We start from the raw sequence: 24,735 nt of genomic DNA, 5'->3' as shown, positions 1-24,735 counted from the left end.
AAAATACAAACAAATAAAAAATTAAGATAGCAAAATAAAAAAGGTAAAAAATGAGTAAAAGAAAATTAGGTTTCTTATCCTTAGCACTTACATCTGTGGTATCAATTCCACTAACTGTAATTTCGTGTGCAAAGGAAGAAATAGATTATGAAAAAATTATTTCGATAAGTGTCAAAGAAGAATCTTTTGTCAAAGAAGCAAAAGATGTTGAGCCTAGCGATATTTTGACAAAATCAAGCGACAAAAATTACACACCAGAAATTAAAACGGTTACACCAGCAAACAATAAACCTGGTGCAGTTTTGGTTATACTAGATGTTAAAGATAAATCTGGCAAAGTTGTATTTGCTAATATGCAAAAATCAGTTGAAGGATTCAAAATAGCTGATAAAGCTAATAGCGAACTTGTTTCGCCCCCCCCTTACTAAAGAACCGGAAAAAATAGAAAATACTGATAAAGACCCTCAAAACGGGGAAATAGAAAAAGATACAACCCCTGCACCTCAAGCGCCTGACAAAGATTTAGGACATAACAATCAAAGCAACAAACAATCTGCATCCGAACCTAAGGATCAGTTAAAAGATTTTAGTGATCCTGATTTATTTAATTATTTAAATGAAAACAAAAAAATATTTACATTTGATCAATCAGGAACTAATATTACGAAAATAATAGACCAAGCCAAATCAAAAAATAGAATTAAAATAACAAAGAACTATGATAAAAAATCTGAAAAGTCATCAGGGATTATAGTTCAATATATAAATGGTCAAGATAAAAAAACAGGGTTAAATGTAAATTCTGACATCCAACTAAAAACTCTTACTCATGGAAATGTATCTTATATTGCACCTGCCGAAATAGAATTTGGTAAACCAGGACCAAATAAAAGAAGTAGATTAAAAGGAATAAATTTAATTTTTGAAGATGACAAGGTTTATGCAGAATTTAGATTAGTTAAAAAGGATGGAACCGTTGGAGAAAAAAGAAGAGAATTGATTTATACTCCAGACGCCACTCTAGAAAGCGCAAAACCCGATGTTCAAGGCGAAGGCGGTCAAGGAAAACAAGGGAATACGGAATCAAATACTCAAAGTCAACCAAGTAAACCTCAATCAGATGCTCAAAGCAACCAAAGTAGCAAAGAACCAAAAAAAGATAATGATAAAAATAATTTAGCATCACCAGAAAAACCTCTTGAAAAAAATGAAGCTGAATTATATAAAAATCCAACACTATTCAAAGTTGCAAAAGAAACTGGCGGAAAAATATTTAAATTTGATGAAAAAAAAGAACATTTAGATAATTTAATTGCAGCTTCGAAAGATACAAATAATCGACTAAAAATTCAAGATAAAAAGATTAGTTTTGTAGCAAGTAAATTTAACAAAGACCCAAACAAAAAGCAACACGGGCTTTCATTAATCGATTCATTATCTAGCGTTGCCGATAAAATTATTACACATCCTGGAAAAAATAAAACTATTGATGCAGGTAAGGGCGGAAATAAACATGGAATTTATTTAGAGGGAAATCCAGAAGAAAACTCAGTTACCTTGGTTTATTATCTTGTTAAAAAAGATGGTACTTTATCAGAAAAGTTCGAGCAAAAAATAAGTATAAACGAACCAAAAAACCAGGAATCTACAAAAAAACAATCAGACCAACCGTCAAATCAAAGTGACGAAAATAAACTAAAAAAGGAACCAGAGGTAGAGCATTCCTCTCCTAAACGAGATAACCCGCCAATCAATAGTGGTTTAAATTCGCAAAATGAACCAGAAAAATTAAACCCGCAACATCAGGAGGGGCGAGAGCACGAAGATAATAAAGATATTGCGGAGTTAATGAAAGAGCAAGAAAACATTACCGGCTTCACTCAAAAACATAGCAATGAGGAAGACTCAAAAAAAGATTGATCAAAAATAGTTGAATTTGTTCAAGAATTTAATAAATCAATGTCGGAAATAGAAGATGGAGAAGAACGTAAAATTTTTGAAGAATTCCACAAAAAAATGGAAAATGTTGTTCAACAAATTCCAAGTGTGTCCAAGCAATCTGATTACGAAAAATCAATTGGTGAAATATTAAAATTATTTAGCGATTGAGACAATGAATTGAATAATGAAGAAAATTTAAAAACCGATGAAGGACATAGAGGTGTTCAACCAGATAATAGGAATCCCGAAGCAAACATTTCAAAAGACGAAGATAAACATCAATCCGGAGAGTTAAAAGATCCAAATTTAACAGAACCTAAAAAAGATTCTGGCGAAAGAGAAAATCAAGGTTCAAAAAATAAAAAACAACCGGATAACAATACAGAATCGAGCTCAAATAGTGATAACCCTAAAACAGAAAACGCGAAAAAAATAGAAAGTGATTCGGAGGCTGAAAAAAGTGATGTTCCCGTACCTAACGTTAATGATTCTAGGGACCAAATGAAAGATAAAAATCCAAAACAGAACCAGAGTAATTTGTATGAAAAATATTTATATCCCGATATTAAACGAATAGTTGATCAAAACAATGTTTTTAGCGTTCCTGATGATGCGAAATATCAAACATTTGTAGATAAATTTCAATTAAAAGAGCATCCTGAGTATCATTTTTACATTTATTCAGGTTCAATTCATTTCGGAAAAAATAAAAGTGATTCGAAAAAAAATAAATTAAATGAATTTATCAACTTGAGCGATGAGGCAAAAACGCACTTTAGAACAAGCAAAGAAAAAGACAAACAGGTTTCTATTTATTCATCTTCAAGTCAAACGGCAAATACAAAAGTACAATATATCGACTGGGAAAAAGACGATTCCAAGAAAACTATTACCTTTAAATTTAAAACTCCTTTAAAAGAGGATTTAAAAACATTGTCTGAAGAAATTAAAGTTGTAATTCAATTTAAAAAATAAATGTAGTTTTTCTAATTAGCATAATTCAGTTTACCTTACTATCTTAAAATAGCTTTAGCTCCAAAATTCACAAAATGCCATAATTTTTGGCATTTTTTGTCTTAAAAAATCGATATGTTGTAAAATATTTTTTATATTTAATAATATAAGGGGAACTAAGATGGAATTTACATCATTAATTCAAAAGACAGTTAATAATATTGGGACTAAAAAAAGAATTGTAATCGTTGATGGTGATGACGATCGTGCTATTGAAGCATCGAAAATTCTTGAACAATATCAAAATTGTGAAGTAATTTTATTGACTGAAAAAGACATGACAATCAATACAAAAGCAACTGTAATCAACATTCACGCTGATGCAGATAAAAAAGCTCAACTTGCTCAGCTAATGTTTGAGCAACGCGAAGCAGCGGCACAAGCTAAAGGTAAAGAAAATAAAGATACATTAGAAGTTTGTCAAAAAGCAATTGAACAAAGACCTTTTTATGCAATGATGCTTTTACAAAATGGTGAAGTGGACGGCGTTGTAGGTGGTTTAATTTACTCAACAGCAGATATGTTGCGAGCAGCTTTTAAAGTTATAGGTTCAGCTAAGGGTATTAAAACAATTAGCTCTGTAATGATTATGCACAAGGGAGATGACACAATATTCTTTAGCGATATTTCTGTCAATCCAAAACCTGACCAAGCTGGTTTAACCGATATCGGAATCAACGCAGCGCGTTTTGTTAAAGGTTTTAATATTGACCCAAAAGTTGCATTTTTAAGTTTTTCAACTAACTTTAGTGCAAAAACACCTGAAACCGAAATGGTTCATAATGCAACTATTGACTTTAATGCTAAATATGAAGGAACTAAGGCAATTGGAGAAGTTCAATTAGATGCAGCAATAGATTTAGGAGTTAGAAAAGCTAAATACCCTCTAGATTCATTTAATGAACCAGCTAATACATTGATTTTTCCTAATTTAGAGGCTGGAAACATTGGATATAAATTGGTTCAAAGACTAGCGGGTTATGGAGCTATTGGTCCAATCATTGTTGGTACAAATAAACCCGTAAATGATTTATCACGGGGAGCTAAGGTTAATGACGTAGTTAATACCGTTTTAATCACAATGATTCAAAGTGAAGGAGTGAAATAATGAGTAAAAAATTATTAGTTATAAATGCAGGTAGCTCATCAATTAAGCTACAATTATTTGAAAAAAGTGATTTAAGTGTAATTGCAAGTGGTTTAGCCGAAAGAATTACGCTAAATGATGGAATTATCACAATTAAAGAAAATGATAAAAAACACGTAAAAAACATTGATATGCCAAACCACACAGTCGCTGCGGAAGCGATTTTAGACTTAATGGCTGAAATTAAGCTAATTGAAAATGTTGAGGATATCGATGTAATCGGTTTCAGAGTTGTTCATGGTGGAACATTTTTCACTAAGACCGCTGAAATCAATGATGAGGTTATTGGCGTAATAGAAAAATGTTCAGATTATGCACCACTTCACAATCCTGGGGCTTTGCAAGCTATTAATGCTTTTAGAAATGTTTTACCAAAAGCTAAATTAGCTGCAGAATTTGACACAAGCTTCCACACAAGTATTCCGGATGTTAATGCAGTTTATCCTATCCCAATGGAGTGAACTGAAGAATATGGTATTCGCCGTTTTGGTTTTCATGGAATTTCTCACCAATTCATCACTGAAAAAATGCAAGAAATATTGGGTAAAGACACAGTTAATATCGTTAATGCTCACGTAGGTAACGGTGCAAGTATTTGTGCTATTAAGGATTCAAAATCTATTGATACAACTATGGGTCTAACACCACTAGCCGGAATAATGATGGGTACTCGTTCAGGAGATGTTGACCCTGCGATTATTGAATTTGTATGCTCACGTAGTGGCCTAAGCGTTTCAGAAGTAACCTCAGCTCTAAATAAAAAATCAGGATTGCTTGGTGTTTCTGGAATTTCAAGCGATATGCGCGATATTGAAAAAGGTATTGCTGAAAATAATAAACGTGCAATTTTTGCCTGAGATTTATATGTGCAAAAAATCGTTGACTTCATTGCTAATTATGCAAATAAAGTAGGTAAATTAGATGCAATCGTTTTCACTGCCGGCGTTGGTGAAAATGCTCCTGATTTACGTCGTGATGTTATTAGTAAATTAAAATTTGCTAATATTGAAATTAATTCAGACAAAAACTATGGCAAAATTGCTGATTATGAATTGATTTCTACTCCTGAAAGCGAAATTAAAGTTTACGTAGTTAGAACAAACGAAGAACTTTTAATTGCTCAAAACGCTCTAAAACTATTTAAATAATGAAAAAAGCTATTTACGCAGGATCTTTTGACCCTCTACATTCAGGGCATAAAGCAGTAATTATAAAAGCCTTAAAATTAGTTGAACATCTAATTATAGTTGTATCAAATAACCCTGATAAAAATAACCTTTCAAACCTTCATCAACGATATGAAGAAATTAAAGCAATGTATGCAAATAACACCAAAATCACTGTTATAAAAAATGAAAATGAGTTAATTGGCAATATTGCTAAGCAACATAATGTAAACTTTCTAATTCGTTCAGCCCGCAATAATATTGATTACGAACTAGAATTAGACATCGCCGCCGGTAATCATCAGGTTAATCCAGATTTAGAAACAATTTTAATCATTCCTGATTATGAAATGATTGGGATTTCTTCTACTTTAATTCGTCATAAAAAGGCATTGGATAAAAATAATGTTTAAATTTATAACAAGTTGTTTACACCCCTCCACTTGGCACGACACAAAAGGTAATCCGCAAATTGTTTTTTGGGGTCGCTCAAATGTCGGGAAGTCGAGTTTACTCAACGCTTTAGTCGGGCAAAAAATTGCTTTTGTCTCAAAAACCCCTGGGCGAACACAATTAATAAACTTTTTCGCCGATAACAATAACAAATATATCGTCGATTTACCGGGTTATGGCTATGCTCAAATGTCAAAAACTCAGCAAAATGAGATGATGCAATCAATTAAGCAATACTTGGCAAAAGACCCCAACCCTAAACATATTTTCATCCTTATCGATTCACGCACTGGCGTCACAGCAATAGACCGCAATATATTGAGTTTCATTCAGTCTTTATCATTCAATTTTTCACTAATTTACACAAAATTGGATAAGTTGAACCAAAAAGAAAAATCAACTTTAATTAAGAACCACAATAAATTAATTGAGTTTAACATTATTGATGAAAATACAGAAGCTTTTTTAGTTTCGGCGCAGAAAAAAACAAATTTAGATGAATTAATTAATTTTATCAACCTGATTTTATATCCAAATAAAACACACTAGTAGGAGAAGTAGTATGAAGCTTAAAAAAACATTATTAGCAACCACGTTAACAATTGGATTGTCTGGCGCGACCGTAGTTACAATCGCGCTTGTAAGCAAGCATACCCAGCCACAAAAATCAGCTGAGATAGAGATCGGCAATTATCAGTTTAACTTCGGGAAGGGTTTAAAAAATCCGCAAAATCACTATGCTTCAGAGTTTACGTTCGCTTCTTATTACGACTCTCGAACAAACGCCAACGGCGCAATTGCTCAACCTGAGTTAAAAAATACTACGTCGCTTCATAAACAATTTTGACCTTATAATTTAGAGCTTAGTTTTGACTATAAAACAGCTAGTGATGAAGATTACAAAAGAAAACAAGACCCCTTATTTACTCTAGTTAATCGAAAAAACGGCAATCCTATTGATTTTTTAAAAGAAACTCACAATATTTATTACCATTCATACGCTAATGATTTAGAAGGTGCCTTATATTTACAAGTGTTATTGGAAAATAAAAAACCTGCTAATAAAAAGGAAAAAGATCTTCTAGCTAAGTCTATTTCATCGCGCGAACGAATTGATAGTTGAAAACGCATAGAATTTAGACTAAACGGATTTAAGAAGTTGAATGTTAACGACCAGAATGAATTATTGCGTTCAAAAATTAGCAAAGATTCCTCAATTATCAGCACTTTTCCTATAGCTGAAACATCTAATCTTAGAGAAGCGTTGCATAAGGGTTATTATGAAGAAAACAGCATCAAAATTCCTTTAAATTCAGTTAGCGATTTAATTGACAACAAAATTTTGCCTTCAACAACCTTGGAGCAAGGAAGCACTAAAGAGTTGATCCAAAAACAAAATGAAATTGTTAAAAAGTTTTTATCAATAACTTCTCCTAATTTAAATAATCCACTTTTAATAATTGACTGAGAAAAACCTATTTGATTTTCTAAGTCTGCTGATGATAAATCAAAATTAATAATGTATTATTCAATTAAGCGTCAAGTTGCAAAAGCTTCAAATCTTAATCTCTTTCAAACCTCTACATTTCCAATTGATGAGGTTCAATCACAAAAAATACATTTTAATTTCTTTAAATTAAAAGCTATTGCCAAAGAAATGGTCGAAGTTAAGCCGAAAACAAATATCAATATTGCTAATTTTTCCCAAATTGGCACAACAGCACTGAAATTTACACAAAATCACTCTAGTTCACAGCCGAATTCATCGCATGGTTATTTCGATGAGCTAAATTTACAATTTAAAGAAATAAATGAATTAAAAAAATTACTAATATACACAGATTTGAGTAGTTCTGAGCAAAATTTAAATAATTATACACTCGCTTTTGATACTAGTTTAAATAGCCTTTTAAACAAAAAAACCACTGCTTCTCCGTACGTCGGATCTCAACAAGCTGACAAAATTACTTTCGCATATTCATTAAGTGCTAAAGACATTAATGCTCAAAACGGTATAAACAAATTCTACGGAACATTTATTTTAGGCGGTTTTAAAACAAATTAATTTAATTAAGTCTCAGTTTAAACTGAGATTTTTTTAAGGAAAACATTCCACTAATTAATAATTAATATATTAATATTAAGTAATAAATATTAATATTGGAATATTATATAAATATAAGATATTTTCCACGTAGGAGTAGATATGAAATTAGATAATCATAAGCAAAAATTAACAATTACAATGGGTCCAGCAAGCTCAAATTTGGAGATAATGAAACAAATTATTGGTGCAGGAGCAACAGTAATTAGAGCTAATTTTAGCCATGGTTCAATTGAAGAACAAAAACAAAAATTCGAAATTGCTAAGCAAGCAGCTAAAGAGTTAGGCGTTAACATTTCTTTGATGCTTGATACAAAAGGTCCAGAGATTAGAGTGGGTCAAATGCGTGATGGAGCTGTTGAAATCAAACAAAGTCAAGAATTAAAAATATTAACAACTCCTGAAGCATTTGCAACAATCATTGGCAACGAAAAACAAGTTACCGTTCCATATGACATGAGCAAAGACTTAAAAGTGGGTGATAAAGTATTATTTGATGATGGTAAATTAACATCAACTGTTACTGAGGTTCACCCTGGTGAAATTAAAGTTGTCACAGCTAACACCCATATTTTAAAAACAAACAAACGAATTAATTTACCTAATGTTGATTTTTCACTACCGTTTATGAGCGAAAAAGATATTAACGACGTGATTTTTGGGGCTGAGTATGGCGTAGATTACGTTGCCGCTTCATTTGTTAATAGTGCTAAAAACGTTGTAGAGCTGAGAAAATTACTAAATTCGCACGGCGGAAACAACATACAAATCATCTCAAAAATCGAAAGCCAATTTGCAATCAATAATATCGACGAAATTATTGAAGCCAGTGATGGTATTATGATTGCCCGTGGCGATTTAGGACTAGAAATACCTTATTATGAAGTGCCTTATTGACAAACTCAAATAATTGCAAAATGCCGTCAGGTAAATAAAGTTGTTATAGTAGCTACGCAAATGCTTGATTCATTAGAAAACAACCCACAACCAACTAGAGCTGAAGTTAGCGATGTTTATTGAGCAACTAATTCAGGCGCTGATTCAACAATGCTTTCTAATGAAACCGCGGCTGGCAAATACCCTGTTAGAGCTGTTGAAGTTATGCGTACAATTAATCTTAAAGCCGAAAACGATTTCTACAACAGTGTTAAATATAGCCAAAATATTGAATATTTATTAGCTAATTTAGATAAATCTGCAAAAGATGCTTCATTAATTGAAGAAATTGTTAAAGCTACTGCTGGCGGGGCTTATAAATACGCCATTATAGTTACAAATAATCCGCAAATTTTACAAAAACTATCAAATTTTAGATTAAATACATTGTTCATCGGTGTTATCGATAACGATGAAAAAGCAACTAAATTCGGTCTAACCTCAGGTGTAAAAATACCTTATAACACTGCTGATTTATTTAAAAAAATCAGTGTAAGTACTGAAAAAATTACTGAAATAATTGATAAATTAGACCTAAACCAAGGCGATGAATTCTTGTTTGTCCACGAGGGCAAAATTGAATTAAAAAAGGTTTAGTTAACTATGAATTTTAAAAAAAATAAATTATTTTCAATTATTTTACCCGCACTATCAGCTCCACTAATCTTGGCCGCGAGTTGTTCATCTTCAAGGGAATCTAATCCAGAACAAGAGCAAAAACAAGAAAAAGAAACAAAAGTTCAAGGTAAAACAAAAAATAAAAGCAATTATTTTATCGAACAAAAAATCAAGTTCGAAGATAAGTTACCATACACCATCGCAAATAATATCGATACTTTAAAACCAAATTTTGCATATGAAGTTGATAAAAAACATAGTGTTCGTGATGGCGATACAGTGGATTTTATATTTTTGGGTATTAACAGGAGGCTACCAGTTCGTTTTTCAGGTGTAGATACCCCCGAAAAAAGAAATTATAATTTAAAACAAGAAACTGTTGGGCAACAACGAGAATACGCTTTAAAAGCTACTGAATTTACCCAAAAAATGCTAAATGAAGAAAGTGTTTCTAAAATTTATATAGTTCCACAGAAAACTAGGGGTGGAAAGGGTTATTTTGCTGATGTCAGCGGTACATATGGTCGTATTATCGGGATTGTTTATATCGAATACAAGGATAAAGATAACAAAAGTAAATACATTAATTTGAATGCTGAATTAATTCGTTTAGGATTTGCGCTTGTTAAATATATTAGCCTGTCTGAACGATCACAATATTACACGCCTAATACCATGTATTATTACCAGTTAAAAGCATCTGAGCAAGAAGCACGAGAGAAAAAAGCTGGGATTTATAGCGATAATGCAAATCTTGCAGAAATCTATCCAAACCCTAATTAAAAATGCGATTTAAAGAGAATTTTACTCAAAAAATTAAACAAGAGCTTCTCGCAAAGAAAAAAACTAGACAAGAAATTAGCGATTTTTTAAGAGGTTTTATATTTGCTGGAGGTAACATTGGTGAGTATATATTGCTGAAAATTACTGCTTCGGAAGTACAAAATTATATTTTAGACTTGTTGGCATCAGTTAAAATCGATTTTGATTTTGATGGAAATTTAATAAAAATAAGAAATGGCCTTGTTGATTTAAAGGAAATAATATTTAGTCCATGGGCATTTTTTGCCGGCGTCTTCGTAGCATCGGGATCAATTTCTAATTTAGATAAGTCATCATACCACTTGCAAATTAGCTCCCGTTATGAAAAATATATTGATTTATTTCAATCCAAACTTAATGAATATGATTTTGGCTTTCAAAAGATAAAACATCAAAACAGATATTTAATTTATATTAAAAAACATGAAAAGATATCAGATTTTTTGAAAGCTATTACAGCAATTGATTCAATGTTTTTATTCGAGGATTCAAGAATTCAACGTGATTTTGACAATTCAATGAATAGAATTAACAACGTTGATGTTGCAAATATTAAAAAAGTAGTCGAAAGCAATCAAAAACATATTAAAAACATTGAAATAATGATCGCGAACAATTTACAGCACCACTTTAACCCAAATCAGATCGCTTTTTATAATTTAATGCATTCTAATCCAGAAGAAAGTTTAAATTCGTATGCAAATATTTTATCTCAATCCGGAATAGAGATTTCAAAATCCGGTCTTAATCATTGACTTATAAAACTAGCTAAAATTGTTAAAAAAAATGCCATTTAATCGATCTAAAACCACGCTAAGTTGTGGTTTTTATTTAAGATGAATTACTTTAATAATGCCGCAATCCGCACTAATTTAAATATGCTTTAAATTCTACACAATTAATATTGAATTTTCAATCTAACAATGGACAGGTAAAGTATAATAAAATTATGTTTATAATCTATGGTCAAGAAAAATATTTTATTAATAAATATATCACAAACATAATTAAAGCCAATGAGTACGCACAGGTTCATAATTTTTATTGAAATGAAATTACTGATTTAAATAATATAGTCGAAACAATTGCCTCACATTCACTTTTTGGCGAGCAACGGATTATTTGTATATATGATTGTCCTTATTTAGAGACTAAAATCAGTAAAAATGAGCAAAATAGCGCCCAAGACCTTTTAAATCAGATTTTAATTAATGACCAAGATATCATTGTATTTATCAATAATTTAGTCTCAAAAGATAAAATTTATACTAATTTTTTTACCAACTCATTAAATTCTTTAAGTCCAACCTTATTATTTGCGAATACGCTGAACGGCTTTGAATTAAATCAAGAAATACAACAAATTGCAATGCAATCAGGAGCGCATATAGATAATTTAGCCATAAATGCCCTAAATCGTAAATTACCTAACAACTTATATTTAATTCAGCATGAGATTACCAAACTAGCACACCTAAATTCAAAAATAACTGCCGATTTGGTTGAAAATAACGTTTCTAATGTTTATGTAGAGGATACATTCGGCTTTTCAAACTCATTAGAGACCAACTCATTTGATATCATTTGGCGTAAATATAAGGAAAAAATTAATGAAGCAATTGAAATAACTTCTCTAATTTCGCAGTTAAGTCAACAGCTGATTTTAGCTGATCAAATTTTCCTTTTTATGTGTGCAAAATACACAATAGATGATGTTGCAAAATCGCTTAAATTAAATCCATATCGTGTCAAAAAAGTTTATTCACTTCTAAATATATTAGGCATCAAGAAAGTGCAGGCATTAATACTGGCTTTAGCTGAACTAGACCAAGAAATCAAAGAAGGTAAAACCGATGAGGTTTTAGGTTTTGAAAATATCCTTATAAGATTTTTTAATTAATAGACAATTTCACACAAAACAAAAATTGCAAGTTTATCATTAAACAATTTTAAATTTAGCTTTTTTTGCAAGAAATCGTTTTGTTTTTTTTTTTTTTTTTGCAATAATAATTAAAATAATAATCTATTCAAAATTGGAGAATATCAATGAAAAAACTTTTATTATTAGCTCCTTTAGGAGTTGTTCCATTTGTAGCTGCATCATGTAGTACAAAAGAAAAAGTTAAACCAATCAATGAGCTATTAACAAAACAAAATTCAGGCATCCAAAGCCCAATAAATTCCGATAATAAATATAAAAAAGAATTAGAGGAATTAGCGAAAATTATTGATGAAATTAGTATAAATTTAGGCTTGGATAAAGATACTTCAACAGTGTTTAAGGTATCTAAAATTCTTGAATTATTAAAAAATATAAATAAAGATCTGCTTATTAAGATTTCAAAATTTAAAAATGCATTTAATCTTAAAGATATTGCTGATAAAAGTGATGAAAAAGTGAAAAAGGCACTAGAAGCCTTGAGGAAAGCATTTGGTGAAGAAGGTTTAAATCAACCTAATAATGAGCAAAATGATGATCCATTGCAAATTTCGCATGACGAAAAAATTAATAATTTGTACGCAAAAATTAAAGAACTAACCAATCAACTAGAAAAAGTTGAGAAAACAAACCAAGTAATTAATCTTGTTGCCCAAAAATTAGGCATTAAAACTTTAAAAAGCGAGGGTGATAAATACCTTGATGAAATAAAAAACAAACTTGCGATGTTTAATGAATCTGATTTAACAAAACTTTTAAAATTCAAAGAAGAATTTAAATTAAAAGATTTAGCAGATAAAAAAGATAAAAATGTTAAGCAAGCAATCGAAGCACTTAAAAAGGCTTTTGCTGATGAAGGAATCGATAAACAAAATCTATCTGACGCGCCACAAGATGATGAAATTACACCGCAAACAAAATCAGATACTGAGCAATTAAAAAAAGAGACAGAACAACTAAAACAAGAAAACATAAAACTTCAACAAGAATTACAGCAACTAAAAAATCAAACAAATCCATCTATTCAAGATAGTGAGAAAGACAAAAAAATCAAGGAATTGGAATCAACTAATGCAGACTTAATGTCGCAACAACAAAATCTAATTAATGAAGTAAATGGATTGATGCAAACCCAACACCTTATAAAGCTAAAACCTGAAATTTTAGATGTAATTAAAGGTGACCCAGATTTAATGGATACTTTACAAAAAGATGCCGAACTTAGAGATTTACTTAATGAAGGTGATTTAGATCCTTCAGAAATTAAAAATAGCAAAGAATTCCAGCCCTTGGACGACGATGATAATGATGATAGTTTAATAACAGATGATTTCTTATTTTCGACATCGCCGAAATATGATGAGGAAATTAAAGTCTAAACCACATAAAATCACCTTTAAGGGTGATTTTTATTAAAAAATATCTTGGATTAAAACCAAGATATTGCTTGATTGTAAGTTCAAGTGCAACACAAATTAATGTAAAATTAAATTGTGGGGCTTGAACTTTTTTGTTTCGATTATTCTTTAAAATAAAAAAAAGAAAAAAGCTCCAAATTGGCCAGGAACTTCATATGAATTATAGCATTAAAAAATATACCCATATAACAAAAAGTGATAGAGAAGCAATTAAAAGTTATTTAGAAATAAATTTATCAATAAGAAAAATTGCAAATATATTACATAAAAACCCATCTACAGTAAGTAGAGAAATAAAAAGAAATTTAGATAAATTTGGGAAATATTCCCCATTTTATGCTGATATCAAAGCCCAAAGACGTCATTATCATAAATATTATTTTAAATTTTTGAATAGTAAATATAGTGAATTTAGTGAATTATTTCTAAAAAAATTTGACAAAAAATATTATGGGGTAAAACTTACCCATAAATATATAAAAGAGAATTTTAAAATTAAAATCCCTTGCTTAAAAACAGTATTCAATTGAATCAAAACAAATAAATGAATAATCAAAAGATCAAATTTATTGCGTTCCTCATATAAAAAGGGTGGAAAAAGACATGCAAGCGTAATTAGTCGCCTTGTAACATCAGCTGATTATGTATTCCCGATATGAACAAGACCTAAATCGATAGATAATCGTGAAGAATATGGTCATTGAGAAGCTGATATGATAGTTGGGAAAAGAGCTACTGGATATAACAACATTCTTACTTTAACAGAGAGAAAAACCAGAGTCGGTTTTGCGATTTTGATACCAAGTAAAAACCCAATGAAGGTGAATGCAGCATTAAGAAAACTCGTTTTAGAAAGACAATTAATAGTAAAAACTATAACTATTGATAATGGCATAGAATTCGAAAAAATAGGTATTTTGGCAAAATGACTCGATATAAAAATATATAGAGCTGAGCCATACGCCTCTTTTCAAAGAGGATCAAACGAACACTGAAATGGACTTATAAGACGCGAATACAAAAAAGGATTTGATTTTAATCAAATTTCGCAAGAAATATTAGACCAAATTACCAAAAGAATAAATGATATGCCAAGAGAAATTTTGGGTTGAAAATCTGCCAATGATTTATTTATCGAGGCTAACTTTTACGGCCTAGTATGATAGTCGCTTATTATGTTGCATAAGCTCTATCCACTTACACAATCTGCCTCTTTATTTTCTAACCCCAAACCCCTTACATAGGGGCTTTTCATCATAAGTTGTATTATCTTTTTGCAACCCCAAACCCATTGAAAAGGGGCTTTTCTTTCTTCCTAACCCCCAACCCCTTACATAAGGGGCTTTTATAGTAACTACTATTTGCAAAAAATGAGAAAAAAATCATTAAAATGTTAAAATAAAAAAGCCAAGCGCATGTGTTGCACTTGAACTTACTATTTAGGAATATCTTGGATTAAAACCAAGATATTTTAAATTATTGCTTAGCTTTTGCCATTTGTGCTTCAACTTCAGCAGCAAAATCGTCTTGACGTTTTTCTATACCTTCACCAACGCCGTAACGAACAGCTTTGATAAGTTCTAAATTGTGTTGTGATAGGTATTTTTCAATTGAAACACTTTCTTCCATCATAAAGCCTTGTTTAACTAAAACTATATCTGCTAACTTTTTATTTAATGAACCGTTAATGATATTTTCTTGAATGTTAGCAGGTTTTGAATCAAAGTTAGCGGGTTTAACAAATTCTGCTTTAAATGTTTCGATTCTTTCAGCAGGGACTTCTTCAACAAAAATAAATTCAGGTTTCATAGCAGCTGTATGCATCGCTACATTTCTTGCCACTTCTTCATTTGAGCCTTCGACTTTAACAAGAGCTGCTATTTGTCCATTTACGTGAGCAAAAGCACCAATTGTTTCTCCTTCGCTTGCTTGAATTCTTTCAAAACGACGAATACTTAGTTTTTCTCCAATTGTTGCTGTTGCATCTTCTAAAATTGATTCAACAGTTTCTGAACCTTCTTTAACAGCTAAGAATTCTTCCACAGTTTGCGCTTGAGAATTTAAAAGAATTGAGCTAAATCTTTCAACTAATTTTCTAAAATCTTCATTTTTAGCAACAAAATCAGTTTCTGAGTTAACTTCTAGCATAATTGCTTTGTTGTCTTTTGATGCTACAGCAACAAGACCTTCGGCAGAAACACGCCCTGCTTTTTTAGCGGCCTTAATTTTGCCATTGCTTTTTAATCAAATAATTGCTTTTTCAACATCTCATTCTGACGCCTCTAAAGCTTTTTTGACATCAATCATTCCGCCGCCTGTGCGTTCACGAACTTCTTTAATAAGAGCTAATTGATTAGCCATAATTATTCTCCTTTTTCCGAGGTTGTTGTAGCAGTTTCTGTTGTTTCAGCTGACATATCGCCTCTTTTGAAGAAACCTCTACGTTCTCTTTTAATTATTGTTTTTGGATCTGGTTCATATTTAGGAAGTTCAATTTCTGCATCAGGACGATATGCGTATTTAGCTTTTCCGCCACGAGCAGTAACTATTGCATCCGCTAAAATAGTAATAATTAGATTAATACTTTTAGCTGAATCGTCATTTGCAGGAATTCCAAAATCAACTGCATCAGGGTTTGAGTTAGAGTCCAAAATACCAATAACTTTAACACCTTTTTTACGAGCTTCTTTAACTGCAATTTCATCTTCATTAGGGTCAGCAACAATCATGAATGTAGGCAAACCACGCATATTTCTAATTCCGTCTAGGTTTTTGTGTAGTTTATCTAATTTTTTTTGAAGATCTAATTTTTCTTTTTTAACATAGCCATAGCCTTCAAAGTTGTTTGCAGCTTTTTCTTCTAATTCTTCCATTGCACTAACTCTTTTGAAGATTGTACTTGAGTTAGTTAGAGTACCGCCCAATCATCTATCAACAACGTAGAAACTACCTGTTCTGATAGCATTTTCTTTAATGGTCTCTTTCGCTTGTTTTTTAGTACCAACAAAAATGAATTGAGCACGTGGGTTTTTAGCTACAAATTTATTAATTAAATTGTAAGCAAATTCAAGCCTTTGAGTTGTAACCGCTGTATTAATGATGTGAATACCTCTTTTTAGTTGTGGGTATAGGTAATCTTTCATTTTTGGGTTTCATTGACTAGCTCTGTGCCCAAAATAAGCACCTGCTTCTAGTAGTTTTTCTTTTGAAACAATTGATGTTTTAACTTCTTTTGCTTTTTCATCAACTTTTTTTGTTGTTGCTTCATTTGCAACAACTTCTTTTTTTTCGACTGTATCTGTCATTGTAATAATTCCTTTAGTTTGTTGTTCTTCCTAATGTTTCTAACGCCTAGCACCCTTTCTGGGGGCACACCCAAGCGAATCCGCATTAGTGATTTTATTTGATATCAAATTTTAATATAAAAATTCTTTTTAATTATAAATTAAAAATTTAAAAAATCAAATAATATTTTCAATGTATTTACGTTATATTAATTTTCCTTATTTCAATATAAAAAGAGTAGTTTTAGTCAAAAATATGATTCAATGAATAAAAAAGCACAAATAATATTTGAAGTTTTTATCTTGTAATATAATTCTCATAATAATGATAAGGAATTAATATGATAAACTACATAACATTTAAAAACCGCAAAATAGAAATTTTAATTCAAAATAATAATAAGCACAAAACTGCATTATTTATTCATGGATTTTCTTCAAATTTTATTGTTTTTGAACCGATAATCCAACTTCTTTCTAAAGACTATAACATCTGCGCAATTAATATGCCATCTCACGGAAATAGTGAAATTGCTCCAGAATTAATGAATATGGAATCTTTTAAAGATATTGTCGCCCATTTTGCGCAAACATTTAACCTGCAAAATGTTACACTAATTGGACATTCAATGGGCGGGGGAATCGCCTCGATGGCCGCTTCAATTTTGCAAGAATTTAAAATACTTGATAAAGTTGTTTTAATCGCTCCTATGAATAGAACAATGTTAATATTCAGACACCTTTGACCTTTGTTTTTCCCACGGACATATGAAGAATATACAAAACTTGTTCCTATACTCTTAAAAAATCCAGAAATTATCTTGCAAAATGAACAGCTTACTGATCAAATGAAACAATATTACCAAAGTGAATCGACACAACGAAGATTAGATGTCATATATCAATGAGGTTCTCGTATGCCAGAAGAACATAATCAAGAAGTGGTGGATTTAGGTATAGCCTCTATTGCAGTTCCGTGTGCATTAATCAATGGAGATCACGATGGAATAGTTAATGTTGAAATTTGCAATAACCATTATAAAAAATTGAATGAAAAAATTATTCCATTTGTCATTAAAGATGCTGGTCACAACATATGAATAGATAACTGAAATCAATTTAGTAACGTATTGGTCGAATTTTTAAATAAATAGCCAGCATTGTCTGTTTTCCAAAAATGAATAAATGCTGATAGACTTAGTTAAAAAACGCTCTTTTGATTTTAACAACCATTATTTGGTTGTTTTTTTAATAATTTTTTCACTGATGACACAAAATAATATTAAATTTAATAATTTAATATAGCTAATTCTACATAGAATAAATCAATATTTCAATAATTAATATATTGAAACGATATGAAACCTTTTTTATATGGAATTGACTAAATGATAAAATTTAATATGGAGTGATAAATGAAAAAAAGAAACAAAATAATTTTAGGAACACTGGGCGGCGTCGCTGTAATCTCAGCGATAGTTGCCATTAGCGCTTGCTCAATAGTTAAAAACAAACAAGAACAACGGAAAAAATATCAAACTAAATTCGATAAATACATTGAAGAATTAACTCTTGAATTGCAACAAAATTTTTCAACAGAAAAAGAAAAAGCAGTTGCAAGAGATATCCTTCAGGAAATTCAACAAATTAAAAACACAGATTTTTATCACAAATTGACTGATGAAGGCGACGTACAAAATTTAATATTGCATGCACAACAAATTATTGAAACAAAAATTTTTGAACACCATAACGATATTGACGATCCTGAAATCGACACTTGAACTCATCTAAAAACCGAAAAACCTAAAAAACACGGTTCCAAAGATAAAATAGAAAAAAGTAAATTAATTTTAGAGAAAGGCCTTCTTGAAAAAGTTAGGGCTATTTTCGATAAAGCTAATAATCAAGAATTTGCTAAATTCATTCAAAAATATAAGAAAAAACCTGTCGTAAGCCGCGGTAATAAAAGTATTGACTTTAAGCATTTTAATCATTTAATTAAAAAAGTGAAATCATTACACCAAACCAAACAATACCAAAACTATGTGAATGAGCTGCAAAAAGAAAAATTTGAAGAATTTAAACTGCCATATTGAAAACGTTATAACCAAATTAACGATTTTTATACCCGTTTGATTGCTGCAAAACCTAATGATCCTCTATTGGAAGTCGACAAAGATCAAATTTTAGCTAGATTAGAAGAAATAAAAGGACGTTTAATTAATGCTCCACTTAAAAATTATGATCACGTAAAACTCGCTGACAAAGAACTGGAATTATTTTATATTGCACGGATTGAACCTCTAGTATTTAGAGAGGATTATTTGATTCTTTTAAATCATATTAAGGAAAACTTTAAGGAAATAAATGTTAGCGCTATTGAAGAAGAAGTAAATCAAGGATTGCAACAAAATATCACAAGAGAAGTTTTTCACAAAGGCTATCAAGCTTTAAAAGTAAGTTTATTTTTAAACAAAAACTTTAATATTGATAATTTAATTCCGGAGCCAAAACATTATGAAATGGGCGAATTAATAAGTAAAAATGAAGTTTATGCACGAATTTATGTAACTTTATTAACCAATCAAAAAAATATTGCATCATTCGAAAAATATGGTTATTCAGCACGCATTCGAGATAAAATAGGAAAATTAATCCAAAGCGATAAAAATTACATTAATTATTTCAAAGGAATTTTATTCCTAGAGCAACAAATTGCCCTTATTAATGAACGAATTAAAGCGGGGCAAGAAATGTATGTGTATTATAAGGAAGTTGTGGATGGATGAGGCTTTACTTATGATGTAGAAGATCGTCGAAAAGTGGAAAATATTAAAGATAAAATTTCCTTTACATCAAGTACGGAAGAAGTTAGAAAAGCTACTGAAGAAATTAAAGAAATTATTGCTTCTAAGAAGGTTAATCACCGTAGATAAAGTTAATGACTTAATCGAATCAAAGCGATATTTTCTCCTGACATTTAAACTAATTAACTATAATTTTTCGTATAAGCATTAAACAAAAAACATAGCTTAAAAAATATAATTAAGCTATGTTTTTGTTTTACTAATTTATCAAATTTTTACTCGTTTTGATGGCTCAATATACATCCCATCGCCTTCTTTAATATTGAAAGCTTGGGCAAATTCTTCACGATTGGCCGCTTGGATGTTAGCTCTTAACTCAACAGGGGCATGAGGATCTTGTTCTAAAAGTCTTGCCGCTAATTCTGGTTTATATTTACCTTTTCATATTTTAGCTCAATTAATAAAGAATTTTTGTGCATCATAATCAGGTTCCATTTTTGCTGCTTCTAACGCACAACCTAATCCCCCGGCATCGGCAATATTTTCTGAAACTGTTAATTCACCATTGCAGGCTCCGTGTTCGATTTTAGCACCTTGAAATAAATTGATCATTCCTTTTGTTCGCTCTTTAAATTTAGCGAAATCCGATTCTGTTCATCACATTTTTAAATTTCCGTTTTCGTCAAAGTTAGCACCGTTGTTGTCGAAAGCGTGAGAAATCTCATGGGCTATTACAGCTCCTATTCCGCCGTAGTTTTCAGCAGAGCTTTGTTTACTTGAATAAAACGCTCCCGCTAAAATACCTGCCGGAAAGACAATATGGTTCATTGATGGGTTGTAGTATGCATTAACAATGTGTGGAGCCATTCCTCATAGGTTTTTATTAACCGGTTCTTTATATTGGGATAAGCTATACTTTGCAACAACTTTGTTGAATTCAAAGACATTTTCAATTATTGAATCGCTAGTAACTTTAAGTTCTGGATAGTATGGCTTGAACTCGTTTGGATAACCAATATGAACGCCTAAAGTACTTAGTTTTAGAATGGCCTTATCAATTGTCGCCTGACTTAATCACTCATTAGATTGAAGTTTATGTTTGTAGATATCAATCATATGAACAACCATTTTTTCAATATTTTTTTTACTTTTTGGTCCTAATATTTTTTTAGCAAGAATTGTTCCGATCGGAATTGAGAAATAGCTTAGCGCTAATTGAAGAGCGTGTTTTCGTTTATTTGTTGGCTTAGATTGACCACTAATTGATAGCGAATATTTTTCGGCTGTGTTTCTTGTTTTTTGATCAAGATATTTTGAAAATTTCAATACTAAATTAATAGCTAATCATGCTTTAATTTGTTCAAAAACATTTTCATTGAATAATTTGTCAATATTACGCGCAAATTTAGTATCGCTAAATATTATTTTGTCTACAGGTTTTGCAATTGATTGTGAAATAACACTGTTGAAATCAAAATTTTTAGTTTTTGATGCTATTTTTTCTAATTTAAACGGTTTATATAATTCGGTATATTTAACTTTTTCAAGAGATGTTAATGAATATTTGGCAATTAATTTATCGTATTTAAGCGCTAAATTAATTAGATTTCTAACTTTTTGTGCATCTTGCAAGTATGGAATAAGTAATGATTTTGCCATTGATTTATAAGTACGCAAAAACTTGGTTTTAACTCTTGGAATGTCATAGTGCGATTTATCAGGTAAAATGTGGTCAGCAATAGCAAAATGTAATGTTTGAATTCTAGAATCCATAAAATCAGTTGTAACGCCATAATCGATTGGTAAAGTGTATCCACGAAGAGAATATTCCACATATTTAGATTTTAATTCATCTAAATCCTTTAAATTTATAATTTCATCAAAAAATGGTTTTAGTGGCTGAATATTTTTTTCTTCACGAGAATCAAAATTTTTTGTTAAAGCATAAAACTTCGCAAAATTAATTGTGGTTTGCTCACTTAATTCATTTTTATTTAGTTGTTCAACTAATTTATCTGCCAATCTTTGCATCATTCTTTCATTTTTAATGTGCAAAACAGTAAATTCGCCAATAGAGCTTTTGTCGTCTGGTATTTTATTTTCCGCTAATCATTCGGCATTTACAGCCTGAAATAAGTTATCTTTAATTTCATATTTCATTAGCATTCTCCTTATATATTGATTTTTATCTTAGTTTTAGTATATCTATTATTTAAATAAATGATCAAAAATTTCTTGATAATGTTCCACAGGAACAAATTGAATTGCATTTAAAACTTCCTCAGGGATATCTTTTAAATTTTTTTCGTTTGATTTTGGTATAAACACTGTTTTAATACCATTTTTAAAAGCTGCAAATGATTTTTCTTTTAAGCCGCCGATTTCAAGCACGCGACCTCTCAAAGTAATTTCACCAGTCATTGCAACATCTTGAGAAACTGGTTTTTGCGTCAGTGCTGATATTAGTGCTGTAGTAAAAGTAACTCCGGCACTTGGTCCATCCTTAGGAACCGCCCCCTCAGGGACGTGAATGTGAATCTCATTACTCTCAAATTCAAACTCAATTCCAAAATTTTTAGCATTTGATCGAACAAAAGAATATGCAATTGAAGCAGATTCCTTCATAACATCTTTAAGCGAACCTGTTAGTTTAAATCCACCATTTTTATTTAGATATGGTATAACCTCAATTTGTAAAGTGCTTCCACCGATAGATGTGTATGCTAGACCATTAACGACTCCAATTTGCGGTTTACCAATTTTGTCCTCGCCCGAGAATTTTGGAGTACCAAGTAGTTTGAAAGCTGTTTCTTTATCGATTTTAAATTCTTTGATATTTTCGCCTGCAACAATCTTGGTTACTATTTTACGAGCAATTTTATCAAATTGACGTTTTAAGCCACGGACTCCAGCCTCAGTTGTATAATGCTTAATTATCGCTTCAATTACATCATCCTCAATAATAAACTGGTCCTTGGTTAGCCCTGATTGACGTATCGCAATGTCAATTAAGTGTTCACGGGCAATTTTTATTTTTTCGTTTGTTGTATATGAGTGTAATTCAATTATTTCAACGCGATCTAGCAATGGTTTTGGAATATTTTCATAATAGTTAGCAGTAGCTATAAACATAACCTTCGATAAGTCGTATTCATGTTCCAAGTAATTGTCCTGGAATTTGGTATTTTGTTCTGGATCTAAAACTTCTAGCATAGCTGATGAAGGATCGCCTTTATAATCCGAACTCATTTTATCAATTTCATCAAGTAAAATTAATGGGTTTGAAACACCGGTTTTTTGAATAGCTTTAATAATTTTACCTGGCATTGCCCCAACATACGTCCTTCTGTGTCCTCTAATTTCACTTTCGTCATGAACCCCACCTAGAGAAATTTTGATGTAACTTTTATTTAATGCTTCGGCAATTGCACGGGCAAGTGATGTTTTTCCAGTTCCTGGAGGCCCGACAAGAGTTAAAATAGGAACATTATTAAAGTTTTTTTGTACTTTTGCATTTTGATCTTCTTCTTTAAATAATTCTAGGTCAATTTGATGATTATCATCAAAGTTTAATAAAACATCTTTTTTAGAATTTTTCGCAATGTTTTTGTGATTAATAATCAGTGATAAATACTCAATGATACGTTCTTTAACTTCTCCTAAACCATAGTGATTTTTATCTAGTATTTCTCTAGCTTTATTGATATCAAGAGTTTCGACTTCAACTTTTCTTCACGGTAAGCTTTTTAAAACATTTACATACGAACTTGTAATATTTGCATCAGGGCTTCCTGACATCATTGATTTTAGCTTATTGGTCTCTGATTTTATCAACTTAACCACTGAATCAGGGTATATTTTGGCTTTTGTTTTATCTTTTGAGTTTTTCGCAAATTCAGAATCGTCTTCATCATTATTAGACTCTTCTTGTAACGTTTCTTTAATAACCTTTAATTTTTCTTTTAATAAGAACTCGCGTTGTTGCTTTTCTAAATTATCTTTAACTTTTTTATTTAATTCATTTTCAACAATAGCATCACTTATAGGGTCAGTAGATTTTTTGCCTTTTTTAGATGACTTAGGATTTAAAGATGTAGCTTCTGCAATTTCATCCATTTCACCATCTTCGCTAAGTGCTTCTTTGAAAAGAGCGATGCTTCTGAATACAACTTCTTCTTTGGGACTTCATTCCATTAAGCTATAAAATCAAATTATTTGATTTGTTAAAATTTCAGCTTGTTGTAGATATGTTTTGGCTTCAATTATTTTTAGTTTTGTTAAGTTATTGGCAAATGAATAACGAATTAGTTGCGAAATAGCCTCGAAATAAGTCGGTAATTCATCATCAACATTTTCTGATTTCGCAGTTTTATAACCTTCGGACAAATTTTGCTTATATAAATCATTTCAAGGGTTGGATAAAAGCATTTGTTGTTCTATTTTAGGTCAAACAGAAGATTTAGCAAGCGCAGTCAAAGCTTCTTCAATTCTACTTATCGCTATCTCAGTTTGTGGTATTTCTTCATCTGGTAAAACAAGAGGAAAGCGTTTTGCCGACACTCTAATAATATCTTTAATTAAAATTTTATCTGCGCTAATTCCACTTTCATCTGGTAAAGTAATAATACTCTCCAATTCATAACGGTCAATAGATTTAAGTGTAAATTCGTAAATGTTTTCTTCAATTTTAACAACATCCAAAATTTGAGCATAAGTCAATACACTGCTAATATTTTCCACTTTCAACTCATCGATTGGAATTGTTTTATTATCATAAAGATCACCAGGAAAAATTGGGTGGTAACCCAAAAGTAAATATTCAGACGACTTCTCACTATTTTTAGATTTAGAAGTGGTTTTAGTTGTATCAAGAACCTTGCCTTCACCAACTTTTTTTACTAAGCTATTTAAGTATTTTTTAGTTCACACTTCACCATATGGCTTAACCTGTATCGTTCTTGTTTCATAGCCGTATAGAACGTTTGATTTTAATTCAGGGTCACCAATTCTAGTAATTAATAATCTTTCTTCCATAATTCCCTCTTTTCAATTCTTTTGATATATTTTAGCACAATAATACTGG

At 30.8% G+C, this 24,735-nt stretch carries 19 protein-coding genes; 15 read left to right on the top strand and 4 right to left on the bottom strand.

Translation table 4 applies throughout. From position 1 onward, the window contains the following. Nucleotides 1–50: 50 nt before the first annotated feature. The 13 genes from MCFN_RS01565 to MCFN_RS01505 all read left to right on the top strand — a co-directional run bounded on the left by MCFN_RS01565 (nt 51) and on the right by MCFN_RS01505 (nt 14,724). A complete protein-coding gene (locus tag MCFN_RS01565) occupies nt 51–428 on the top strand; it encodes a hypothetical protein (protein ID WP_038561579.1) in 378 nt (125 codons plus the stop codon). Next, nucleotides 406–2,916: a hypothetical protein gene (locus MCFN_RS01560; RefSeq protein ID WP_038561576.1), complete on the top strand. Its 2,511-nt coding sequence runs from the start codon at nt 406–408 to the stop codon at nt 2,914–2,916. Before MCFN_RS01565 ends, MCFN_RS01560 begins: the two co-directional genes overlap by 23 nt. Nucleotides 2,917–3,076: 160 nt before the next feature. After that, nucleotides 3,077–4,063, top strand: coding sequence for a phosphotransacetylase (locus MCFN_RS01555; protein ID WP_038561574.1), 987 nt, complete (start codon nt 3,077–3,079; stop codon nt 4,061–4,063). Continuing rightward, nucleotides 4,063–5,250: an acetate/propionate family kinase gene (locus MCFN_RS01550; RefSeq protein WP_038561571.1), complete on the top strand. Its 1,188-nt coding sequence runs from the start codon at nt 4,063–4,065 to the stop codon at nt 5,248–5,250. Before MCFN_RS01555 ends, MCFN_RS01550 begins: the two co-directional genes overlap by 1 nt. Beyond that, entirely contained in the window at nt 5,250–5,681 is a 432-nt protein-coding gene (coaD, locus tag MCFN_RS01545; protein ID WP_038561568.1) for a pantetheine-phosphate adenylyltransferase, read from the top strand. Before MCFN_RS01550 ends, coaD begins: the two co-directional genes overlap by 1 nt. Beyond that, nucleotides 5,674–6,270, top strand: a complete 597-nt coding sequence (gene yihA / locus MCFN_RS01540) for a ribosome biogenesis GTP-binding protein YihA/YsxC (RefSeq protein ID WP_038561565.1) — start codon at nt 5,674–5,676, stop codon at nt 6,268–6,270. The genes coaD and yihA overlap by 8 nt, the downstream gene beginning before the upstream one ends. Before the next feature lie 13 nt (nt 6,271–6,283). Further along, on the top strand, nt 6,284–7,786 hold the full coding sequence (locus MCFN_RS01535; protein ID WP_038561561.1) for an MAG1430 family protein: 1,503 nt from the start codon (nt 6,284–6,286) through the stop codon (nt 7,784–7,786). Between the two features lie 141 nt (nt 7,787–7,927). Continuing rightward, the gene (gene pyk, locus MCFN_RS01530) at nt 7,928–9,358 is read left to right on the top strand and encodes a pyruvate kinase (RefSeq protein ID WP_038561558.1); all 1,431 of its coding nucleotides are present in this window, start codon (nt 7,928–7,930) and stop codon (nt 9,356–9,358) included. Nucleotides 9,359–9,364: 6 nt separating this feature from the next. Next, nucleotides 9,365–10,162 (top strand): thermonuclease family protein, encoded by a 798-nt coding sequence (locus tag MCFN_RS03400; protein WP_051604557.1) that lies wholly within the window; start codon nt 9,365–9,367, stop codon nt 10,160–10,162. Between the two features lie 2 nt (nt 10,163–10,164). Next, nucleotides 10,165–10,998, top strand: coding sequence for a DNA-binding protein WhiA (whiA, locus tag MCFN_RS01520; RefSeq protein ID WP_038561555.1), 834 nt, complete (start codon nt 10,165–10,167; stop codon nt 10,996–10,998). Between the two features lie 152 nt (nt 10,999–11,150). After that, nucleotides 11,151–12,101, top strand: a complete 951-nt coding sequence (holA, locus tag MCFN_RS01515; RefSeq protein WP_038561552.1) for a DNA polymerase III subunit delta — start codon at nt 11,151–11,153, stop codon at nt 12,099–12,101. A gap of 146 nt (nt 12,102–12,247) precedes the next feature. Next, nucleotides 12,248–13,519 carry a coiled-coil domain-containing protein gene (locus MCFN_RS01510; RefSeq protein ID WP_038561549.1) on the top strand — a complete coding sequence of 424 codons (1,272 nt, stop codon included), beginning with the start codon at nt 12,248–12,250 and terminating at the stop codon, nt 13,517–13,519. A gap of 194 nt (nt 13,520–13,713) precedes the next feature. Continuing rightward, nucleotides 13,714–14,724, top strand: coding sequence for an IS30 family transposase (locus tag MCFN_RS01505; protein WP_038562473.1), 1,011 nt, complete (start codon nt 13,714–13,716; stop codon nt 14,722–14,724). 310 nt (nt 14,725–15,034) lie between these two features. Here MCFN_RS01505 and tsf read toward each other — a convergent pair whose 3' ends face one another. Beyond that, nucleotides 15,035–15,922 carry a translation elongation factor Ts gene (gene tsf, locus MCFN_RS01500; RefSeq protein WP_187468870.1) on the bottom strand — a complete coding sequence of 296 codons (888 nt, stop codon included), beginning with the start codon at nt 15,920–15,922 and terminating at the stop codon, nt 15,035–15,037. Further along, complete coding sequence (rpsB, locus tag MCFN_RS01495) at nt 15,922–16,863, bottom strand: 30S ribosomal protein S2 (RefSeq protein ID WP_041103121.1); 942 nt, start codon at nt 16,861–16,863, stop codon at nt 15,922–15,924. Before rpsB ends, tsf begins: the two co-directional genes overlap by 1 nt. A 320-nt stretch (nt 16,864–17,183) precedes the next feature. On the opposite strand from rpsB, the gene MCFN_RS01490 reads away from it, so the two are divergent. Both MCFN_RS01490 and MCFN_RS01485 read left to right on the top strand, forming a co-directional pair. Then, nucleotides 17,184–17,996 carry an alpha/beta fold hydrolase gene (locus tag MCFN_RS01490; RefSeq protein WP_038561543.1) on the top strand — a complete coding sequence of 271 codons (813 nt, stop codon included), beginning with the start codon at nt 17,184–17,186 and terminating at the stop codon, nt 17,994–17,996. 261 nt (nt 17,997–18,257) lie between these two features. Further along, on the top strand, nt 18,258–19,781 hold the full coding sequence (locus MCFN_RS01485; RefSeq protein WP_038561540.1) for a hypothetical protein: 1,524 nt from the start codon (nt 18,258–18,260) through the stop codon (nt 19,779–19,781). A 135-nt stretch (nt 19,782–19,916) separates the two neighbouring features. Here the strand turns inward: MCFN_RS01485 and MCFN_RS01480 are convergent, their stop codons facing one another. Both MCFN_RS01480 and lon read right to left on the bottom strand, forming a co-directional pair. Further along, nucleotides 19,917–21,812, bottom strand: a complete 1,896-nt coding sequence (locus MCFN_RS01480; RefSeq protein ID WP_038561537.1) for a M13-type metalloendopeptidase — start codon at nt 21,810–21,812, stop codon at nt 19,917–19,919. Between the two features lie 48 nt (nt 21,813–21,860). Beyond that, a complete protein-coding gene (gene lon / locus MCFN_RS01475) occupies nt 21,861–24,686 on the bottom strand; it encodes an endopeptidase La (RefSeq protein ID WP_038561534.1) in 2,826 nt (941 codons plus the stop codon). Nucleotides 24,687–24,735 lie beyond the last annotated feature (49 nt).

It is taken from the genome of Mycoplasmopsis californica (assembly GCF_000695835.1).
GTDB classification, from domain to species: Bacteria; Bacillota_I; Bacilli_A; order Mycoplasmatales; family Metamycoplasmataceae; genus Mycoplasmopsis; species Mycoplasmopsis californica.
Note: the sequence above shows the minus strand (reverse complement) of the source record. Positions and strands in the feature narration are given on the sequence as shown.